This window comes from Enterococcus sp. AAFC-DPL-5146, assembly GCF_058216635.1.
The window spans coordinates 2,381,469-2,400,959 of the sequence record NZ_CM177103.1; the positions used below are offsets into that span (position 1 = coordinate 2,381,469).

Sequence of the window (19,491 nt, forward strand, 5' to 3'; positions counted from 1 at the left end):
CTCAAATGATCTGTTTCATTCAATCATTTGAGGGATTTATTTTATTTTAGAACAGACCGACAATTTTCCCGTCAGAATCTACATCGATTTTTTCATATGCTGCCTTTTTCGGTAAGCCCGGCATTGTCATTACTGTTCCTGTGTAGGCAACAATAAATCCTGCTCCGGCAGATATTTTGATATTACTAATAGTTATCGTAAAGTCTGTTGGTCTACCTAATTTTGTCTGATCATCTGAAAATGAATATTGCGTTTTCGCCATACATATAGGTAAATTGCCAAAACCTAATTTTTCCAATTTAGCGATTTCTCTATCTGCAATGGGCTCGTACCGAACACCATTTCCGCCATAGACTTTTTCTACAACTGCACTGATTTTTTCTTTGATTGAGTATTCGTCTGGATAGGCAAATGAGAAATGATTTTCCTCCTCTGACAAACGAACAACTTCTCTTGCTAATTCTTCACCACCAGCACCGCCATGTTCCCAAACATCAGAAAGAACGACATTGACATTACGTTTTTGGCATTCTGCTTTTACAAGTTCAAGTTCGGCATCTGTATCTGTTGGAAATTTATTGATTGCAACAACTGTTGGCATACCAAAAACGGTTGTTGTATTTTCAATATGTTTTAATAAGTTGGGTAATCCTTTGGTCAAAGCTTCAACATTCTCAATACCAAGTTGGTCTTTTGCTACTCCACCATGCATCTTCAATGCTCTGACAGTTGCTACAACTACCACTGCTGAAGGACGAATACCTGATTTCCGACATTTGATATCGATGAATTTTTCTGCACCTAGATCTGCGCCAAAACCACCTTCTGTCACTACATAATCTGCTAATTTTCTAGCTGTATTTGTTGCGATGACACTATTACAGCCATGAGCGATATTTGCAAATGGTCCTCCATGAATCAGTGCTGGATTATTTTCTAAGGTTTGGACTAAATTAGGTTTGATTGCTTCTTTTAATAAAGCCGTCATCGCTCCTTGTGCATTAAATTCTCTAGCCGTTACTGGTTCATTCTCATACGTATAACCAATAATGATATTACCTAAATTCTTTTTTAAGTCTTCAATGTCATTAGATAAACATAAAATCGCCATGATTTCCGATGCAACAGTAATTTCAAAACCATCTTCTCTAGGTACACCGTTGACACGAGCCCCTAAGCCATCAACAATATGTCTTAATTGACGATCATTCATATCGACTGCTCGTTTCCAAGTAATCCGACGATTATCAATGCCTAACTCATTGCCTTGAAATATATGATTATCAATAATTGCTGCCAACAAGTTATTCGCTGCACCGATTGCATGAAAATCACCTGTAAAATGTAAATTGATATCTTCCATCGGAACCACTTGTGCATATCCACCACCAGCAGCGCCGCCTTTTATACCAAATACAGGTCCTAAAGAAGGTTCTCTTAAAGCAATAATCGTATCTTTTCCAATCCGGTTAAGGGCATCTCCTAAACCTACGACTGTTGTTGTTTTTCCTTCTCCAGCAGGTGTTGGTGTAATGGCGGTGACCAGAATGACTTTACCTTTTTTATTGTCTTTGATTTTGTTGACTTCGATTTTTGCTTTATATTTTCCATATAATTCAAATTCCTCTTCAGTCAAACCGATTTTTTCTGCTACTTTTTTGATAGGCAGCATCGTTGCTTCTTGAGCGATTTCAATATCCGTTTTAACCATTATTTCCCCTCCGTTTCATTTTAATTTTTTCATTTAAGAATAGATTTTAGTCTTTTTTCAACCACGACATTGCCGTATCTGCGTAAACTTTTGCCCCTTCAACTAAGACTAACTCATCAAAAACAATTGCGGGATTATGGAGATTGATATTTTCTTCGGACGCAACTAAAAGAACCGAGGTTGTTGGAATCAGCTGACTGATTTCTCCAAAATCTTCACTACCCATCAAGGGTGTTGAGGTAGGAATACTGACAATGCGATCGGCTCCAAATGTTTCTGTCAACGATTCTTTAGTAAATTTCGTTAATTCTGGGTCATTGACATTAGTTGTACAACCATTTGTAAAGACAACTTGTGCTTCTGCTCTGAAAGCTTTGGCAATGTTTTCTGCCATTTCTGTCATACGTTTTTTCACTTCTACACGAACTTCTTCTTTCAAAGTACGCAAGGTGCCTTTCATCACTGTTGTTTCTGGAATAATATTTGAAGCTCCTGATGTGCCTCCTATAAATTCTCCAATTGTCAGTACAAAACGTTCTTCTGAACCTATTTCTCTTGCAGAAAGTTCTTGTAAAGCTGTATAAATATGAACCGCTACATTGATTGGATCAATAGCAGTTTCTGGTTGAGAACCATGTCCGCCCCGACCTTTGATATTAATTTCAAACCAATCCGCACTGGCCATAAACGTGCCTTCTGGTGTTGGCATAATTTGCCCCGCTTTTAATCCTTCGAATGGGAAAACATGGATCATCATTCCTGCATCTACCTTTGGATTTTCCAATACATGATTATTGATGCAGTCTTTCGATCCTGAAAGAATTTCTTCACCTGGTTGGAAAAGTAACTTTACTTGTCCTTCTAATTCATCTTCAAATTCTTTTAAAATTTTAGCAGCACCCAGCAACATCGTTGTGTGCATATCATGACCACATGCATGCATATAGCCATTTTCAGATTTAAATGATAGATCCGTTAGTTCTCGAATCGGTAAAGCGTCCATATCCCCTCTTAATAAAAAGGTTTTTCCACTTTTTTTCCCAGCAAGCACGGTAATCCCTGATTTACCACAATCTTGAGGTTCATAACCGTATTGTGTTAATTTCTCTTTTACAAACGCTACCGTATTTGGTAAATCCATCCCAATTTCTGGATTTTGATGCAGATGTCTTCTAATTTTAATCAGTTCTTCTTCTAGATGGTCAGCAAATATTTTTTGTTTTTCAGTAAGCATTTATTTGTCTCCTTTTCGTTTACCCTTTGATTCATTTGTCTCAATCAATTGTGAGTGCTTCTCCCCACTAACCAACACCACAAAGAAAGCTAACGAATCAGAATCTTCACTATTATAGTACCAAACATATCACATTATTTTCCATCTTTCTATCATTTTTTAGGCATTGTATGGATACCATGACCTAAAAGATTTTCATAGGCTTCTCCCACACCTTCATTATAGGTTGGATGAGGATGAACAATTGCTGATACTTCACTTATTGATAAACCGTGAACGATTGCTGTTGTAAATTCACTAATCATATCCGTTGCCCGTTCACACATCAATTGGGCACCGATAATTTTTTTGGTCTTAGCATCCGCTATTACTTTAATGAAACCTAACGAATTACCAGAAATCATTGTTTTCCCATTACCGGACATCATGTATTTACCAACGATTACGGAAATATCTCTATCTTTTGCCTCCACTTCCGTCAGTCCAACAGCCGCAATTTCTGGTGTTGTATAAACACAGGACGGAATGATCTCTAAGTTATATTCTGGTGATTGTTGGTTCATTGCCAAAACAGCATTCACTCCTTGAGCAGAAGCTAAATGAGCTAATTGAACCCCACGGCTAGCTACATCTCCAATGGCATAAATCCCTTTAATGGATGTTTCAAAGCTTTCATTTACCCAGATGCTTTGTTTTTCCATTTTTATCTCTAAATCCGCAGCAAAGAGTCCTTCAACATTTGCTTTTCTTCCTGTTGCAATCAAGATTGCATCGCTTGTTACAGCCTCTTCTTTTCCTTTAGTAGTATAGCTGCATGTCATCAGCGGATCATTGGAGATGTTGGTAACAATTGACTTTGTAACTATCTTAATCCCTTGTTTTTTTAAGACCATTGCTATCTTTTTAGAAATCTCACTGTCAAAATTTGGTAGTAAATTATCTGCTGTTTCAATAATTGTAACTTCACAGCCAAAATCATTAAAAATCGTCGCAAACTCTACGCCGATAACACCCCCACCGATAATTGTCAGCTTTTTATAGTTATTCGGATGTGCCAATAACTCATTGCTTGTCAACACACCGGCTAAATCACTACCAGGAATTGGCGGAATTACTGGTTTTGAACCTGTCGCAATTATTATTTTTTCTGTTTCGTATGTTGTATCAGCTATTTTAACTAAACCAGATTTGATGATTTTAGCTTTACCAAAGATCAGCTGAATTTTGTTTGCTTTGACTAAGTTTTGGATTCCTTGAACTAGTTTATCGACTACTTCGTTTTTCTTTTCATAGGTTTCTTCCATATTTATCTGAATGTCACTGACATGGATACCATATGCACTGGCATTCTTTATCTCACGGATGCTTTTGGCAGAATGCAACAATGATTTAGTTGGAACACAGCCTCGATTTAAACAAGTTCCACCAACACGATCACCTTCAACAAGTGCGACTTTCATTCCAAGCTGGGCAGCTTTAATCGCTGCTACATAACCGCCAGGACCAGCACCGATTACGATTAAATCATAGCTCATTTTTCTGCCTCCTCCCCTCACTCACTCTTAAACTCATAGCGGACAATCGGATGTCGTGCAGCTCTGACTTCATCCACTCGGTGAATTTGCGCATGCAGTGGATACTCATGAAAGACTTCTGGTTTTTTATGGGCATCCTCATAAAGTTTACGATAAACGGCAATCGCATCATCCATTCGTTCTTTTGATTCCGTCTCAGGTGGTTCCACCATTAGTGCTTCTGGCACAGTTAATGGGAAATACATCGTTGGTGGATACATTTTATGATCCAAAATTCCTTTGGCTACGTCTAAAGCTGTGACGCCTGTTTCCTTTTTCAATTTATCTAAGCTCATAACAAATTCATGCATACATGTATCACCGTATGGTACTTCAAAGATATCTTTTAATTCATGCAGCATATAATTAGCATTTAATACGGCACCTTTAGAGGAGGACGAGATACCTTCTGATCCTAAAAATAAAATATAGGTCAATGCTCGTAAAAATACTGAGAATTGTCCATAGAATCCCTTCACCATACCAATAGAATGCTCTGGTTTAGTAAAAGTAATTTTCTCTCCATCTATGACTGGATAATAATTAGGTAAAAATGGTTTTAAGATTGTTTTACAACCAACAGCGCCTGAGCCTGGGCCGCCACCGCCATGAGGAGTTGAAAATGTTTTATGCAAATTCAAATGAATAATATCAAAGCCCATATCTCCTGGACGAGCAACTCCCATAATGGCATTTAAGTTTGCGCCATCATAATAGTTCAAGCCGCCAGCATCATGAACAATCTTCGTAATTTCTAGGATATTCTTATCAAAAATACCTGCTGTATTAGGATTCGTCAGCATTAAACCTGCTGTATCTTCACCAACAGCTTCTTTTAACGCGTCAATATCAACACAACCATATTTATCGGAAGGAATGTTAACAGTAATCATTCCAGTCATTGCAACACTAGCTGGATTTGTGCCGTGAGCTGAATCAGGAACAATGATTTTATTGCGCTGCGGTTGACCATTTCTTTCATGATAAGCTTTGATCATTAACAAGCTAGTAAACTCACCGTGTGCTCCTGCTGCGGGTTGGAAAGTAATAGCATTCATTCCAGTAATTTCTTTTAACAGCATTTCTGTCGTGGTAAATACTTCTAATGAGCCTTGTACAGTATCTTCTGGCTGTAATGGATGAATTGCAGCAAAAGCTGGATAAGCTGCCATTTCATCGTTGATCTTGGGATTGTATTTCATAGTACATGAACCTAATGGGTAAAAACCGTTATTGATGCCAAAAGTTGCATTCGCTAATTCGGTATAATGACGGCTGATTTCTGGTTGAGGCAGTGATGGTAAGTGCAACTCTTTTTTACGCTTTATTTCATCTGGAAGTGGGACATCTGGCACATCACAAGGGGAAATCATTTCATTATAATAACCTTCTACACTTCGTTCAAAAATCAATTTCATTGATTACACGCCTCCTTCACCAATAACACGACTTCATCCATTTGTTCTTTCGTATTCATTTCAGTTACACACCACAAGATTCCTTTATCTGTAGGATAGCCGCCAAGAATATCATGTTCTTCAAGTTTAGTTAATATGATTTCATTTGCTACAGGAAATGTCAGTAAAAATTCATGGAAAAATGAGCTATCAGAACTTCTCTTAATTCCTTCAATTTGAGTCAATTGATCCTCTAGATAATGAGCTTTACTGTAACATTGTTCTGCCACTTCTTGAATTCCTCTGGCACCCATCGTACTCATATACACTGCGTTTGTTAAAGCACATAGCGCTTGGTTGGAACAAATATTAGATGCCGCTTTTTCCCGACGAATATGCTGTTCTCTAGCCTGTAAGGTTAATACAAATGCTCTATTATCTGCTTCATCCACTGTTTCTCCAGCGATACGTCCAGGTAATTTACGAATCATTTTTTCTTTTGTTGCAATAAAACCAATATACGGACCTCCGAAAGCTAGTGGTATACCAAAGGGTTGTGAATCGCCAACAGCAATATCAGCATTTACTTCTCCAGCTGATTGAAGTACGGTACTGGCTACAGGATTTACACTCATGATAAATTTAGCTTTTGCTTCATGAACCATTTCTTCAATTGCTTCAACGTTTTCAATGCCACCATAATAATTTGGTTGTTGAACAATAAAACAAGCAGTTGTTTCATCTAGCTTCTCTTTTAAGACAGACAAGTCTGTTAATCCATTTTTTTCTGGAATCATCACAAATTCGATATCTCTAGAACTGAAATACGTTAATGCTGTTTCGATTGTCATTGGATTTGTTGTCTCTGAAATAAGCACTTTTAAGCGTTTTTTCTCCAAACACATATTAATTGCTTCAGCAGCTGCTGTTGCTCCGTCATAAACAGAAGCATTCGTAGCATCCATTCCTGTTATCTCACAGATCATTGTTTGATATTCAAAAATAGACTGCAGCAAACCTTGACTGATTTCAGGTTGGTAAGGTGTATACGAGGTCATAAATTCTTCTTTTGCTGAAATTTGTTTAACAATAGCGGGAATGTAATGATTGTAGGCACCGGCACCACGAAAAATAGAGGAAAATACTTTGTTTTTCTTTCCCATATTTTCTAAAATTCGTCGAACCTCAAACTCTGATTTTCCATCTGGAATATCCAGTTTTTCTACCAACATTTCTTTGGGAATACCTTGGTAGAGATCACTCATATTTTTTAAGCCAATTGTGTTTAGCATGTCTTGTTGTTGTTGTTCTGTAGACCCAAGATAATTACCCATTCATTACGCCTCCTCAGATTCTTCGCAGAATTTTTTGTATTCCTCAGCAGTTAATAACTCCTCAATGTCTTCGACTTTTTCTACTTCAATCAACCATGAATCCAGTGGTGCTGAATTAATCAATTCTGGGCTATCAATCAACTCTTCATTAATTGCAGTAACCGTCCCTGTGATTGGTGAATAGGCTTCTGAAACAGCTTTAACTGATTCAATATCAGCAAATGATTCTCCTTTTATTACCTCATCGCCTTCATCTGGAAGATCTATAAAAACGATATCCCCTAACTGATCTTGTGCGTAATCAGAAAGACCAATCTTTACTTTCTCCCCATCAAAAAGTACCCACTCGTGCGATTTTGAAAATTTCATTTCTCCTGTTTTTGTCATAATAACCGTCTCCTTTTTCCAATTATTTTTTTATAAATGGTAATGCTACAACTTCAGCTGCAATTTTCTTCCCTCTAACTTCAACTTCAATAGGTGAACCAATTTCGACAAATCCTTTTTCTACAATTGCCATTGCGCATGCTTTATTGATATAAGGGCACATTGTGCCAGAAGTTGTTTGACCAATTTTCATCCCATTAAAATAGACGTCTGCATCTTCACGGACAATCCCTCTTTCCGTTAGTTGCAAACCGATTCGGGTAATTTTTGGCTCTCCTTTATCAATCAATGCTTTTTTCCCGATAAAGTCTTCTTTTTTCAATTTCACGGCAAAGCCTAAATCTGTTTCAAGAGGCGTGATTTCTTCGTTCATTTCATGACCGTACAATGGCATTCCTGCTTCTAAACGTAAAGTATCACGAGCTCCTAAACCGCACGGAATAAGGCCATAGTCTTTGCCAGTATCTAATAATAAATTCCATAATTTGACGCCATCTTCAGCAGAACAGTACAACTCATAACCAAATTCTCCTGTGTAACCAGTTCGTGATAAAATACATTTCACACCGCCAACATCAGCGCTTTCAGTAAAACTATAATATTTTTTAGGAATGTCTTCTTCAGATGTTAGTTTTCCAATAATTTCTTTTGCTTTTGGACCTTGTAATGCTAGTTGAACAAACTGATCTGACTGATCTGTAAATTCAACTTCGCCAAATAAATGCTGTTTCATCCAAGCCACGTCTTTGGCTCTATTTGCTGCGTTAATAACCAATAAGTATTTTTCTTCAGCACATTTATAAACTAATAAATCATCAATCACGCCACCATTTTCGTTACACATCAAAGTGTATCTGACACGACCTATTTCTAAATTACTAAAATCATTTGTTAACAAATACTGCAAATTGGCTAAGGCATCTTTCCCTTCATAAACGACTTCACCCATATGGGAAACATCGAATAATCCTACTTGATTTCGAACAGCTAAATGTTCTTTAATCACACCGCTATCTTTATATTGAACAGGCAGCGTGTATCCTGCAAAAGAAACCATTTTTCCACCTGCTGCAAGATGTGCGTCATATAAGGGGGTTTTTAAATCCATTTTTCTACTCCTTTGCTTTTTCGTATTTTTAAGTCAGCTGTTTCTTCGTTAACTAAATGACACCTCCAAATCATAAAACTATATAAAAAACAGAGGAACGGGCACCTGAAAAAAGTGCCTGTTCCTCTGTACAAAACCTGAGAGATTCGTCTTCTTGTTGAAGAGTTGCTCCGTCGGTGCTTTCGCTTTCCAGAGTGATGTCCTATTACGGTCCTTTTACCTGAGATCTTCACAATAAATGAATTGCATCATTTATTATTTATTCCTTCGGTGCTATAAGCTAGTCTCTCCCGCAATTCTCTTCCATCTACTTTATTTAATAAGCTATCAAACTACCAATGTTGCCCTTAAAACAGATAGTACAACTATTCTAAAAAAAAGAAAGCCTTCTCATTAAAAACAATCCATCAATCCTTAACAATAATTCCTTCCAATAAAAGTTCTACAACCATTTTCTCATATCCTTTTATTTTTTTCAAAACTTGGATTTACAATAATAGGAAATAAATCAAGAAAGCGTTTTCTAACTTTAATTATCCTTTATATTTGTTAAAAGTCAATAACACATTTCAATTATTTTATAAAAAAAGAAAACAAAAGAAACAGATGCATCTCATCTGCTTCTTCTGCTATTCTTTTGAATACTTTAACGATTTTTTTCCAAGATATTACTTAAACGTCCAAACTCTTCTAGTGATAATGTTTCTCCTCGACGTGAAGGATCAATTTCAGCTTCAGTTAAACTTTCTGTTAACCAAGCCTTTGTTTGATCATCTTTGCCGTAATAATGGATCAAGTTGTTCCACAATGTTTTACGACGTAACTGGAATGAAGCTTTTGTTAATTTGAAAAATTCTTTTTCGTTTGTTACTTCAACAGCGGGTTTATCTCGTTTCGTTAATTTGATGATTGCCGAATCAACGTTTGGTTGCGGGATAAAAACTGTTTTTGGTACGATAAAGGCAATGCTGGCTTCCATAAAATACTGGACAGCGATTGACAGCGAACCATATGCTTTTGTTCCAGGTTTTGCAGAGATTCGATCTGCTACTTCTTTTTGCATCATGACGATCATTTCTTCTACTTCTAAATCAGATTCTAGAAAATGCATCATGATGGGCGTTGTAATGTAATATGGTAAATTTGCTACCACTTTAATTGGAAGATTTTCTTCAAAAACTTCTTTGGTAGTTCCAACTAAATCCGCTTTTAATACATCATTGTGGACAACTGTTACATTTTTGTAGGGACTCATGGTATCTTCTAAAACTGGAATCAAACGATCATCAATTTCAAATGCTAGAACTTGCGCCGCATTTTTAGCCAACTGTTCAGTTAAAGCTCCAATACCCGGACCAACTTCAACTACATTAGTTTGGGGGTCGATTCCTGCTGTCTCTACGATTTTACGTAAAATATTCGGTTCTGTTAAAAAGTTTTGCCCTAAGCTCTTTTTAAATGAAAAGCCATGTTTCTTCAAAATTTCTTTGGTTCTTGAAGGGGTGGCTATTTCTTTATATTCTGTCAAATTGATTCCTCCGATTTTTCACTAGGTAACAAGTTTAAGTCTTTCATTGCTTTTGTCAGTTCCTTTTCAGTGATGCGGAACATTTTTAGTCGTTTCGTTAATTGTTTACTGTTCGTATACCCAATACGCAGTTCATCGCCTAATTTTTCTCGACGTTCCTTGGCATGAGCTCCCGCTATTAAACCATATTCTACTAAGGTTTGTCTAGGGATTTCTTGATAATTATCTTCCCCATTGACTGGCGTCACAATTTTTTCCAGTGCTTCTAAAATTGCTTCATCACTAGCATGTTCAACGCCTAAACTACTGCCACGCTTTTTCGGTGCAGCTAAACGCCGTGAAAGAAAGGCATGCTTAGCATCTGGAACAACATCCATGATTGTTTTACGGATTTTTTCACCTGAATAATCTGGATCTGTAAAAATAATTACGCCTCGGGTTTCTTGGGCGTGTTCGATTTGTTCTAAAATATCATCATTAATAGCTGAACCGATTGTTTCGATGGTATCTGCATCCACGACTTCTTGAATGCGTCTTGTATCGTCTTTTCCTTCAACGATAATGATTTCTTCAATTCTCAGTTTATTTGTCATTAGACTAACCTGAATAAACGGTGGGCATTATCTGTTGTTTGCTTCGCTATTTCTTCAAATGGCATTTCACGTAATTCTGCGATCTTTTCAACGACATAGCGGGTATAACCAGGTTCATTCCGTTTGCCTCGATAAGGAACGGGTGCTAAGTATGGTGCATCAGTTTCGACTAATAAACGATCTAGCGGAACAGATTTAGCCACATCTTGAACTTCTAGTGCTTTTTTAAAGGTCACTACGCCACTTAATGAAATATGCATTCCCATATCTAAAAACTTCTTCATCCACTCAGGATCTCCACTAAAACTGTGCATAATCCCGCCAATATCACGGATATCTTCTTCTTTCAAAATCTTATAAGTATCTTCCATCGCATCTCGAGTATGAATGCTGATAGGTAGATTCATTTCTTTTGCGATAGCAATTTGACGTCTAAAGACACGATCTTGAACCTCTTTAGGATCTTCCATCCAATAATAATCTAAGCCAATTTCACCTAAGGCAACGACTTTAGGTGTTGTTAATAATTGTTGTAATTTCTTTTCTATCTCAGGCGTATAACTTCCTGCCTCTGTTGGATGCCATCCGATAATACTTTGGATTTCTTTATATTGCTGGCTAAGCTCTAGAGATTTTTCTATCGTTAGTGTATCAAATCCCACCACTGCCATCTCCGTTACACCTAATTCTTTTGCACGTTCGATTGTTTCTGGAATATCTTCATTAAATTGTTCTGCGTTTAAATGGGTATGAGAATCAAAAATCAAGAACAATCCCTCCTTTGTCTTCTATACTTTATCATATTTTAGCGAAAAGCTGAATGGACAGCACTAATAAATTATCAACTACTTATCATTGCTTTATAAAAAAAAATAGCTTATACTATTCGGTCAGAGCAATTCATGTCAGGAGGAGCCACATGTCCAATGATCGCATACAAGAAACCAACCATCTACATCAAATTTACGAAGAATTAACTCAAGCAAAAGACACCTATCAAACTGCTATCAACGAAGTCAATACTACAGGAAAATCTGTACTAGAGCAATTTAGCGGAGATACTAAACTGAATTTTGACAGTTATTCCGATAACTTAGAGACTTTTGCTATGATGGAAATGAAAAATAGAGAAATTGATCAGCTAAACATCCAAACTGCAACGGCTGCCAAACAACTGGAAAAAGTTGAACGTTTACTGAAAGTTCCTTATTTTGGAAAAATCGATGTAACGTTTTTAGACGCTGATTCTGATCGTGATGTTTTTTATATCGGCATGAACGATTTTACAAATCTAGAGGGTGAATCACGAATCTACGATTGGCGTTCCCCGATTGCTTCACTTTTTTATAATAATGTTTTAGGTGATAGCAGTTATCTTGTGAACAAAAATGAAATCCCTGTTACTTTGAATCTGAAAAGACAGTTGATTATTGAAGAAGACCGTTTGATTAATTTTTTTGATACAAGTCTTGCTATTCAAGATGATATTCTACTTCATTCGCTAGAAGCTGATTCTTCTCAGTATATGAAAGATATCACTACAACGATTCAACAAGAACAAAATGAGATTATTCGGGATGAAAGTCATCCGTTGCTTTTAGTCAATGGAATTGCCGGCAGTGGAAAAACATCGGCAATCATGCAGCGAATTGCTTATTTACTTTATAATCATCGAACACAAATCACAGCTGATGATATTTTATTGCTGTCTCCAAATTCGACATTTATTGATTATATTTCTCAAGTATTGCCAAATTTAGGTGAACGTAATCCATTGAATTTAACTTTGTTGCAATTTCTTAAGTTTACCTTCCGAGAAAAAGCACCAATCGAAAGTGAATCCACGTATTTTAAACGAATCACTGCTGAACTGGTAAACAGACAACAAAAAGTGATTCAATCACAAGAATTTGTTGAGTTCATTCAAACGTTTAACGATCCTTCACTGATTCAACAAGCTCTTTTTCAGCCGATTTTATTTAAACGTAAACCATTATTTACTGCTGAATTGATTTTTAATTTATATCAAGAAACGCCAGCTACTTTATCAATCAGAGATCGACTTTCTGCTACTAAAGAAAAGCTATCGAGCCTTTGGAATCGTTATTTAATCAAACAAGCAAAATCTAAAAAGATGCTTGATCAGATGCAAGATTTAACAGAAGCAGAACAATTACGTTATTTTGATACCACATTTACGGAAGATGATGAAGAACAACTAGCAGAATTTGCCTTACAACGATTGCAAAAAAAATACCGCAAAGTGGTAGACGATATTGCTAATGTTGCATGGTTCGATCAATGGCTGCTTTTTGAATCCTTGTATCAAACTTATCAACAAGAGGCGTATCAAAAAGTAACGCCTGCTTATACAGCAGATGAAGTAGTGATTTTATTATTAATCAAAGATAGATTTATTGAAGATTTATCCAATCGTCAAATGGCCTTTATTTTAGTGGATGAGGTGCAAGATTATACGGAAGCTCAAATTCTTTTACTACTGAAATTATTCCCACAAGCGAACTTTACGTTGGCTGGTGACGAAAATCAGGCAATTTTTAATACGTCGATTAGTTTTAATAGTTTGAAAAAATTATTATCTACTTCTAGCCGATCTGTTACTTCTTATCAATTATTAAATAGTTACCGCTCAAGTAAAGAAATCACTCAGCTATTTCAAACACTTGTCACGAATCATGAAAAACTTAAAATCGTGCCGATTCGAAAAGATGGTGAGAAGCCAGCATTTATTTTTTGTGAAAATGAAGAAGCGTACTTAGATACACTTACTTCCCTTTTGGATACTTTAGCTGTTGAAGAAGATACTGCGATCATTACAAAAACAGCTTATGAAGCAGAGTTGTTAGAACAACAACTTTCACAAAAAAACAGCTCTGTTACCGCTCAAATCCTTTCAATTGATATGGCAAAAGGGCTTGAGTTTGATAATGTGATTATTCATGATCCTTCAACCGTGCGTTATGGGACGACTGAAAGAGAGAAGAAAATTCTTTATACAGCGATTTCTCGTGGGATGAAGCAGGTATTTCTGCCTTATGTGGGGGAGATTTCTGAATTGTTTAAACTTTAATATTTAAATAAAAACCGACTTTAGCCCGATGTTTTTTTCTCTATCTAGCAGTAAACTTAACTCCAGTCTGATTTTTAATTTGATAGGAGTGAGTGCTGTTTGAAAAATTTCTTCGAAGAATCTGACTTTTTAAAAACAACGATCCAAAAGAATGTAACCATTCAAAGAAAACCACAAGTCAATACGATTTGGCATTGGTTTTTACTTATTCTCTTTGGTTTGTTGGCTTATGGAACTATGACTCAGCAATTTCTTCTGATTGCTATTTTTGTGGCTGTTGCAGCGATTGTAAAAGGTCCGCTGATGATTTTATGGGGTGCTGTTTATTCTGTTTTGATCGCTTTTTTCCCGCCGTTAGGTATTCTACTGTCTATCTTATTTTTCTTGATAAACCTTGGAACAGTGGCAAAAAGTTGGCGTATTTCATTAACAAGTGCTTATTTTTATTTGGTTCCTTTGATTGGCGGAATCTTTCGAGTTGCTATTAAAAATGAACCTAGTTATGCCGTTTTAATGTTTGTAGCACTTAGTATCGTGGGCTTACATTTTTTACTTAATTGGCTGTATAAAAACAATACTTTGAGTCGAAGTTTAACTTGGTCAATCATTAGTGTGCCTTATGGGATATTAATTATGCTTTTGCCTACTCGTTTCCGCAGGTTTAAATCAAATAAAAAGTTAAAGCTCTAATGTGTAGATACAAAGACAGCAGCCTATGATAGAGGCTGCTGTCTTTGTATCTACTTTAAACTGTTCCAGCTTTTAACGCGTTGTCTATTGCTTCGTTTAATCTCTTCATTTGTTCTTCATTAAAGATATCTTTCACTTTTTCACGAATTACTTTTGCAGAATCATCCGTCACTATTTCAGGGTTTTCTTCGATTTGTTTGATTATTTCATTTAATTGCTCATCCATCATTTTTTGAAGTTCTGGATCGTCTTTTAAACCACTATAATCAATGGAGCTATCTTCTAAATCTTTTTTAGTTGAATTTGTTCCAGTGATATCAGATAAAATACCTTTTAATTCAGCATCACTGATTACCTCTTTTTTACTTGGTAACTTAATTTTTTTGTCATTCTTTTGTGGCTTGATTGAAATAGTCATACCCATTCCGATGTTTGCTTTCTTATTATCCACAGCTGCCATAGAAATGTCCAGATCTGTCGCTTTTGTCTTTTGGTTAACACTTACCTTTACGTCCATTTTTTTTATGTCTTTTTTGACTGTGTTGATTGCATCTTTCAGTTCTTTTTCATTACCTGATTTTTTGTAGTCTTTATCTTCTTTGGATACTTCATCCATTTTTTCCATTATTTTAATGATTTCATCTTTTGTAAAGGTATGAGTAATGATATCTTTTTCATGTGTAAATGATTTTTTATCGAAACTTTCGATTAGTTTTTTCATTTCTTTGCCCATTTTAGCGTCTTCAGAATTTAAAAATAGTTTATTCTTCAATGGATTTTGCTTCTTGTCTACTTTCCCAGAAGAAAGTGTCTCACCGGCCTCAGCCACATCAATATATTTTCCTTTTAGCTTGTTTAAATCAGCTTTTTTTAGTTCCCCTGGATAGCCTAAAGAATTTGCTAGATTAAGTAATCCAGAAACAAAACTAGTAGACATATAAAACGTGTCTTTCTTACCGACAAATTGAAACGGCAATTTTTCACCAAACGCATTGGCTGTGATTTCCATTTCCATGCTCTCTTCTTTTTCGTCCGTAGCATAACTCCCAGTGATGCTCAGATCTTTTAACTGGCTGGCAAACATTTTCACATAGGCTCCACCCTCATCACCATCATACGTCAAATCTTTGATTTTCATCTCAAAAGTTGCGGCATTGTACTGCTCACTTTTTGCATTCAAGAGTTCGTTTGTAAAATCTTTTCTCGGATCTGCCCCACAAGCTGCTAAAAAAAATACAGTAACTACTGAAACTATTCCCAACACATATTTTTTCATTTTCATTCTACTATTCTCCTTATTCATTTACTTGAGTTTTTTTCGACTTTAAATAATCATACCGTAAGTTCTAGTTTATTCCCACTTTTGTTTGAGCCATTTTTGATTTATAAAGTAAAAAACGATCCCAGTATCCGCCTATCATTTATAGATAAACGTACTTTCTGTGGATCGTTTTTTTCTGATGTTGAATCAATTAAGCAATGCTTGCTCCATTTGGCATTTCTTTTGGTGCATCTACAAGTTGTAATTTACCTTCTGGAGATTCAGCTGAAAGAATCATTCCTTGGCTGATTTCTCCTCGCATTTTTCTTGGTGTTAAGTTTGCTACAATCACAACTTTTTTGCCAATCAAAGCACTTGGATCTGGATAAAATTCAGCGATCCCTGAAAGGATTTGACGATCTTGTTCGTCTCCTGCATCTAGACGGAATTGTAATAATTTATCTGCGCCTTTGACCTTTTTACAATCAACGACCTCAGCTACTTTTAATTCCACTTTATCAAAATCATCATATTTGATTTGTTTTTCTTTTGTTGAAACAAGTTCCGTTTCTTCTGGGTTCCATTTGATTTCTTCCGTTGTTGTTTGTTCATTGTTAGACATTTTCTTTTGAATATAAATCACTTCTGTTTCGATTTCTAAACGTGGGAAAATAGGTGTTCCCTTTGCAACAACTTTGATTCCAGTTGGAAACTCACCGAAATGGATTTTTTCCATATTCATGGTTTCAGGATCTAAGCCTAATTGTTCAAAGATTTTTTTCGGGGTCTCAGTCATTACTGGTTGCAACAGAATCGCTACAATACGAAGACTTTCCGCTAAATGAACCATAACACTATCTAGTTCATTTTTCTTTTCTTCATCTTTAGCTAAAACCCAAGGTTGTGTTTCGTCAATATATTTATTTGCACGAGAAATCAAGGTCCAAACTTCAGCAATCGCTGTGTTGAATTCCATTTTTTCCATTGCTTCATGATATTTACCAATGACATTTGCAGCTGTTGTTGATAACTCGCTATCAAATGGTGTTACTTTTGACGCATATGTTGGTACAAATCCATCACAATATTTATTAATCATGGCAATTGTACGATTTAACAGGTTGCCTAAGTCATTAGCTAAATCATAATTCAACCGTGAAACAAAGTCTTCTGGTGTAAAAACGCCATCGCTACCAAATGGAATCGCACGTAATAAGTAATAACGCAAAGCATCTAAGCCATAACGTTCTACTAACATTTCAGGATAAACCACATTGCCTTTAGATTTCGACATTTTTCCGTCTTTCATCAATAACCAACCGTGACCGAAAATTTTCTTAGGTAATGGTAAATCTAGTGCCATCAGCATGATTGGCCAATAAATCGTATGGAAACGTACAATTTCTTTTCCAACCATATGAACATCCGCCGGCCAATATTTTTGGAATAGGCTATCATCTTCTGAACCATAGCCTAATGCTGTGATATAGTTTGATAATGCATCAATCCATACATAAACCACATGTTTTGGATCATTAGAAAGAGGAACTCCCCATGAAAATGTTGTACGTGACACAGCTAAATCTTCTAAACCAGGCTTGATGAAATTATTAATCATTTCATTTTTACGTGATTCAGGTTGAATAAATTCTGGGTGTTCATTGTAATATTCCAACAAACGATCTGCGTATTTACTCATACGGAAGAAATAAGATTCTTCTTTTACTAATTCAACTTCGTGACCGCTTGGTGCTTTTCCGCCGATTACATTACCTTCGTCATCACGATAAACTTCAGCTAATTGAGTTTCAGTAAAGTATTCTTCATCTGAAACAGAGTACCAACCTTCGTACTCACCAAGGTAAATATCTCCTTGTTCCAATAAACGGTCAAAGATTTGTTGTACTGCTTTTTTATGATAATCATCTGTTGTACGAATGAATTTATCATAGCTAATATCAAGTGTTTTCCATAATTTTTGAACATCTGCCGCCATTTTATCGACATATTCTTTAGGAGTTACACCTAATTCTGATGCTTTGTTTTCGATTTTTTGTCCATGTTCATCCACACCCGTTAAGTAAAATACGTCAAAACCCATCAAACGTTTGTAACGGGCCATCGCATCACAGGCAATTGTTGTATAGGAATTGCCGATATGTAGTTGTCCGCTTGGATAATAAATCGGGGTGGTGATATAAAATGTTTCTTTTTCTGACATAATAGAAACATCCTCCTTTAGCATTCTCTTGAATTTACTCCTAAATAGTATACCATACTTGGCTTTATTGAACTAGAAATCCTTGTATTTTCTCTACATAAAAAAGCTTCTATCAGCATCATTTTTGATAAAACTGACGGAAGCTTCCATTTGATTTTCTTCTTAGTCTCTAATAACACCATCTTGAACGGCCATTTCAGCGACTTCTCTAATAATGACCTCTACTAATTCTTGGTTAAAAGCGGATGGAATAATGTATTCACTGGTTAACTCAGATTCTGGGATGATTTCTGCAATTGCTTTGGCTGCAGCAAGTTTCATGTTTTCAGTTATTTTCGTTGCACCTGCTACAAAAGCTCCTTTAAATAATCCTGGAAAAGCTAATACATTATTAATTTGATTTGGATGGTCAGAACGTCCTGTTCCAACTACGGCTGCACCTGCATCAATTGCATCTTGATAATTGATTTCTGATTCAGGATTAGCCATTGGAAACACGATAGCTCCTGAATTCATGGAAGCCACCATCTCCTTTGAAACCAATTTAGGGGCAGAAACGCCAATAAAAACATCTGCACCTACCATTGCTTCACTTAGCGTACCTTGAAAATTAGTTGTGTTCGTAATTTCAGCAATCTCTTTTTCTAAAAAGTTCATGGGTCTTTCCATCGTTTTACTTAAAGCTCCATCGATGTTAAAAGCAATGATATTCTTCACGCCAAAATGATTCAGCATTTTAATAATTGCACTGCCGGCAGCCCCTGTTCCAGATACTACAACTTTGATTTCATCGACTTTTTTATCTACAATCTTCAAAGCATTAATTAAAGCTGCAATCGTAACAATCGCTGTCCCGTGTTGATCATCATGGAAAACAGGAATATCTAATTCTTCAATCAATGTCCGTTCAATTTCTACACAGCGAGGAGCAGAAATATCTTCTAAATTAATTCCCCCAAATGTCGGCGCCATTGCTTTGATGATGCTGATGATTTCTTTTGGATCTTTTGTATCCAGACAAATCGGGATTGCATCGATACCGGCAAATTCTTTAAATAGTAACGCTTTGCCTTCCATTACAGGTAATGCTGCTTTAGGTCCAATATCACCTAAACCAAGGACAGCTGTTCCATCGGTCACTACGGCTACCGTATTTCCTTTCCATGTATAATCATATACTTTATTTTGATCTTCATGGATTTTTCTGCAAGGTTCAGCTACACCTGGTGTATAAGCTAAGGACAAATCCTCTTTTGTTTTTACTTCGACTTTTGAGTGGATATCAATTTTTCCACGCCACTTGGCATGTGCTTTTAAGGCTTCTTCATAAATATCTGTCATGGTCTATTCCTTTCAAAATTG

At 36.2% G+C, this 19,491-nt stretch carries 15 protein-coding genes and 1 riboswitch; of the genes, 2 read left to right on the top strand and 13 right to left on the bottom strand.

Going from position 1 to position 19,491, the window contains the following annotated elements:
• Window positions 1-46: 46 nt before the first annotated feature.
• From AC4BB2_RS10915 to AC4BB2_RS10960, 10 genes are all read right to left on the bottom strand, one after another.
• On the bottom strand, window positions 47-1,711 hold the full coding sequence (locus AC4BB2_RS10915) for a formate--tetrahydrofolate ligase (protein WP_490472960.1): 1,665 nt from the start codon (window positions 1,709-1,711) through the stop codon (window positions 47-49).
• Between the two features lie 46 nt (window positions 1,712-1,757).
• Complete coding sequence (locus AC4BB2_RS10920; RefSeq protein ID WP_490472961.1) at window positions 1,758-2,945, bottom strand: M20 metallopeptidase family protein; 1,188 nt, start codon at window positions 2,943-2,945, stop codon at window positions 1,758-1,760.
• A gap of 152 nt (window positions 2,946-3,097) precedes the next feature.
• Complete coding sequence (gene lpdA / locus AC4BB2_RS10925) at window positions 3,098-4,480, bottom strand: dihydrolipoyl dehydrogenase (RefSeq protein ID WP_490472962.1); 1,383 nt, start codon at window positions 4,478-4,480, stop codon at window positions 3,098-3,100.
• 17 nt (window positions 4,481-4,497) lie between these two features.
• Complete coding sequence (gene gcvPB, locus AC4BB2_RS10930) at window positions 4,498-5,937, bottom strand: aminomethyl-transferring glycine dehydrogenase subunit GcvPB (protein WP_490472963.1); 1,440 nt, start codon at window positions 5,935-5,937, stop codon at window positions 4,498-4,500.
• A complete protein-coding gene (gene gcvPA, locus AC4BB2_RS10935; RefSeq protein WP_490472964.1) occupies window positions 5,934-7,250 on the bottom strand; it encodes an aminomethyl-transferring glycine dehydrogenase subunit GcvPA in 1,317 nt (438 codons plus the stop codon). The genes gcvPB and gcvPA overlap by 4 nt, the downstream gene beginning before the upstream one ends.
• Before the next feature lie 3 nt (window positions 7,251-7,253).
• Entirely contained in the window at window positions 7,254-7,637 is a 384-nt protein-coding gene (gene gcvH, locus AC4BB2_RS10940) for a glycine cleavage system protein GcvH (RefSeq protein WP_490472965.1), read from the bottom strand.
• A 22-nt stretch (window positions 7,638-7,659) separates the two neighbouring features.
• The gene (gene gcvT / locus AC4BB2_RS10945) at window positions 7,660-8,745 is read right to left on the bottom strand and encodes a glycine cleavage system aminomethyltransferase GcvT (protein WP_490472966.1); all 1,086 of its coding nucleotides are present in this window, start codon (window positions 8,743-8,745) and stop codon (window positions 7,660-7,662) included.
• A 198-nt stretch (window positions 8,746-8,943) separates the two neighbouring features.
• A riboswitch (glycine riboswitch) is annotated at window positions 8,944-9,048 on the bottom strand.
• A gap of 343 nt (window positions 9,049-9,391) precedes the next feature.
• Window positions 9,392-10,273 carry a 16S rRNA (adenine(1518)-N(6)/adenine(1519)-N(6))-dimethyltransferase RsmA gene (gene rsmA / locus AC4BB2_RS10950; RefSeq protein ID WP_490472967.1) on the bottom strand — a complete coding sequence of 294 codons (882 nt, stop codon included), beginning with the start codon at window positions 10,271-10,273 and terminating at the stop codon, window positions 9,392-9,394.
• Window positions 10,270-10,866 (bottom strand): ribonuclease M5, encoded by a 597-nt coding sequence (gene rnmV, locus AC4BB2_RS10955; RefSeq protein WP_490472968.1) that lies wholly within the window; start codon window positions 10,864-10,866, stop codon window positions 10,270-10,272. The genes rsmA and rnmV overlap by 4 nt, the downstream gene beginning before the upstream one ends.
• A complete protein-coding gene (locus tag AC4BB2_RS10960; protein WP_490472969.1) occupies window positions 10,866-11,633 on the bottom strand; it encodes a TatD family hydrolase in 768 nt (255 codons plus the stop codon). Before AC4BB2_RS10960 ends, rnmV begins: the two co-directional genes overlap by 1 nt.
• A gap of 152 nt (window positions 11,634-11,785) precedes the next feature.
• Here AC4BB2_RS10960 and AC4BB2_RS10965 point away from each other — a divergent pair, with 152 nt between their 5' ends.
• Both AC4BB2_RS10965 and AC4BB2_RS10970 read left to right on the top strand, forming a co-directional pair.
• Window positions 11,786-13,957, top strand: coding sequence for a HelD family protein (locus AC4BB2_RS10965; RefSeq protein ID WP_490472970.1), 2,172 nt, complete (start codon window positions 11,786-11,788; stop codon window positions 13,955-13,957).
• A gap of 99 nt (window positions 13,958-14,056) precedes the next feature.
• Complete coding sequence (locus tag AC4BB2_RS10970) at window positions 14,057-14,647, top strand: hypothetical protein (protein WP_490472971.1); 591 nt, start codon at window positions 14,057-14,059, stop codon at window positions 14,645-14,647.
• Window positions 14,648-14,702: 55 nt separating this feature from the next.
• Here AC4BB2_RS10970 and AC4BB2_RS10975 read toward each other — a convergent pair whose 3' ends face one another.
• From AC4BB2_RS10975 to AC4BB2_RS10985, 3 genes are all read right to left on the bottom strand, one after another.
• A complete protein-coding gene (locus tag AC4BB2_RS10975) occupies window positions 14,703-15,929 on the bottom strand; it encodes a hypothetical protein (RefSeq protein WP_490472972.1) in 1,227 nt (408 codons plus the stop codon).
• A gap of 190 nt (window positions 15,930-16,119) precedes the next feature.
• Window positions 16,120-18,129 (bottom strand): methionine--tRNA ligase, encoded by a 2,010-nt coding sequence (gene metG, locus AC4BB2_RS10980; protein ID WP_490472973.1) that lies wholly within the window; start codon window positions 18,127-18,129, stop codon window positions 16,120-16,122.
• Window positions 18,130-18,291: 162 nt separating this feature from the next.
• Window positions 18,292-19,470 (bottom strand): NAD(P)-dependent malic enzyme, encoded by a 1,179-nt coding sequence (locus AC4BB2_RS10985; protein WP_490472974.1) that lies wholly within the window; start codon window positions 19,468-19,470, stop codon window positions 18,292-18,294.
• Window positions 19,471-19,491 lie beyond the last annotated feature (21 nt).

Coding starts and splice junctions, on each gene's coding strand:
- AC4BB2_RS10915 (WP_490472960.1), bottom strand. CDS start 1,711: ATGGTTAAAACGGATATTGAAATCGCTCAAGAAGCAACGATGCTGCCT.
- AC4BB2_RS10920 (WP_490472961.1), bottom strand. CDS start 2,945: ATGCTTACTGAAAAACAAAAAATATTTGCTGACCATCTAGAAGAAGAA.
- lpdA (WP_490472962.1), bottom strand. CDS start 4,480: ATGAGCTATGATTTAATCGTAATCGGTGCTGGTCCTGGCGGTTATGTA.
- gcvPB (WP_490472963.1), bottom strand. CDS start 5,937: ATGAAATTGATTTTTGAACGAAGTGTAGAAGGTTATTATAATGAAATG.
- gcvPA (WP_490472964.1), bottom strand. CDS start 7,250: ATGGGTAATTATCTTGGGTCTACAGAACAACAACAACAAGACATGCTA.
- gcvH (WP_490472965.1), bottom strand. CDS start 7,637: ATGACAAAAACAGGAGAAATGAAATTTTCAAAATCGCACGAGTGGGTA.
- gcvT (WP_490472966.1), bottom strand. CDS start 8,745: ATGGATTTAAAAACCCCCTTATATGACGCACATCTTGCAGCAGGTGGA.
- rnmV (WP_490472968.1), bottom strand. CDS start 10,866: ATGACAAATAAACTGAGAATTGAAGAAATCATTATCGTTGAAGGAAAA.
- AC4BB2_RS10965 (WP_490472970.1), top strand. CDS start 11,786: ATGTCCAATGATCGCATACAAGAAACCAACCATCTACATCAAATTTAC.
- AC4BB2_RS10975 (WP_490472972.1), bottom strand. CDS start 15,929: ATGAAAATGAAAAAATATGTGTTGGGAATAGTTTCAGTAGTTACTGTA.
- metG (WP_490472973.1), bottom strand. CDS start 18,129: ATGTCAGAAAAAGAAACATTTTATATCACCACCCCGATTTATTATCCA.
- AC4BB2_RS10985 (WP_490472974.1), bottom strand. CDS start 19,470: ATGACAGATATTTATGAAGAAGCCTTAAAAGCACATGCCAAGTGGCGT.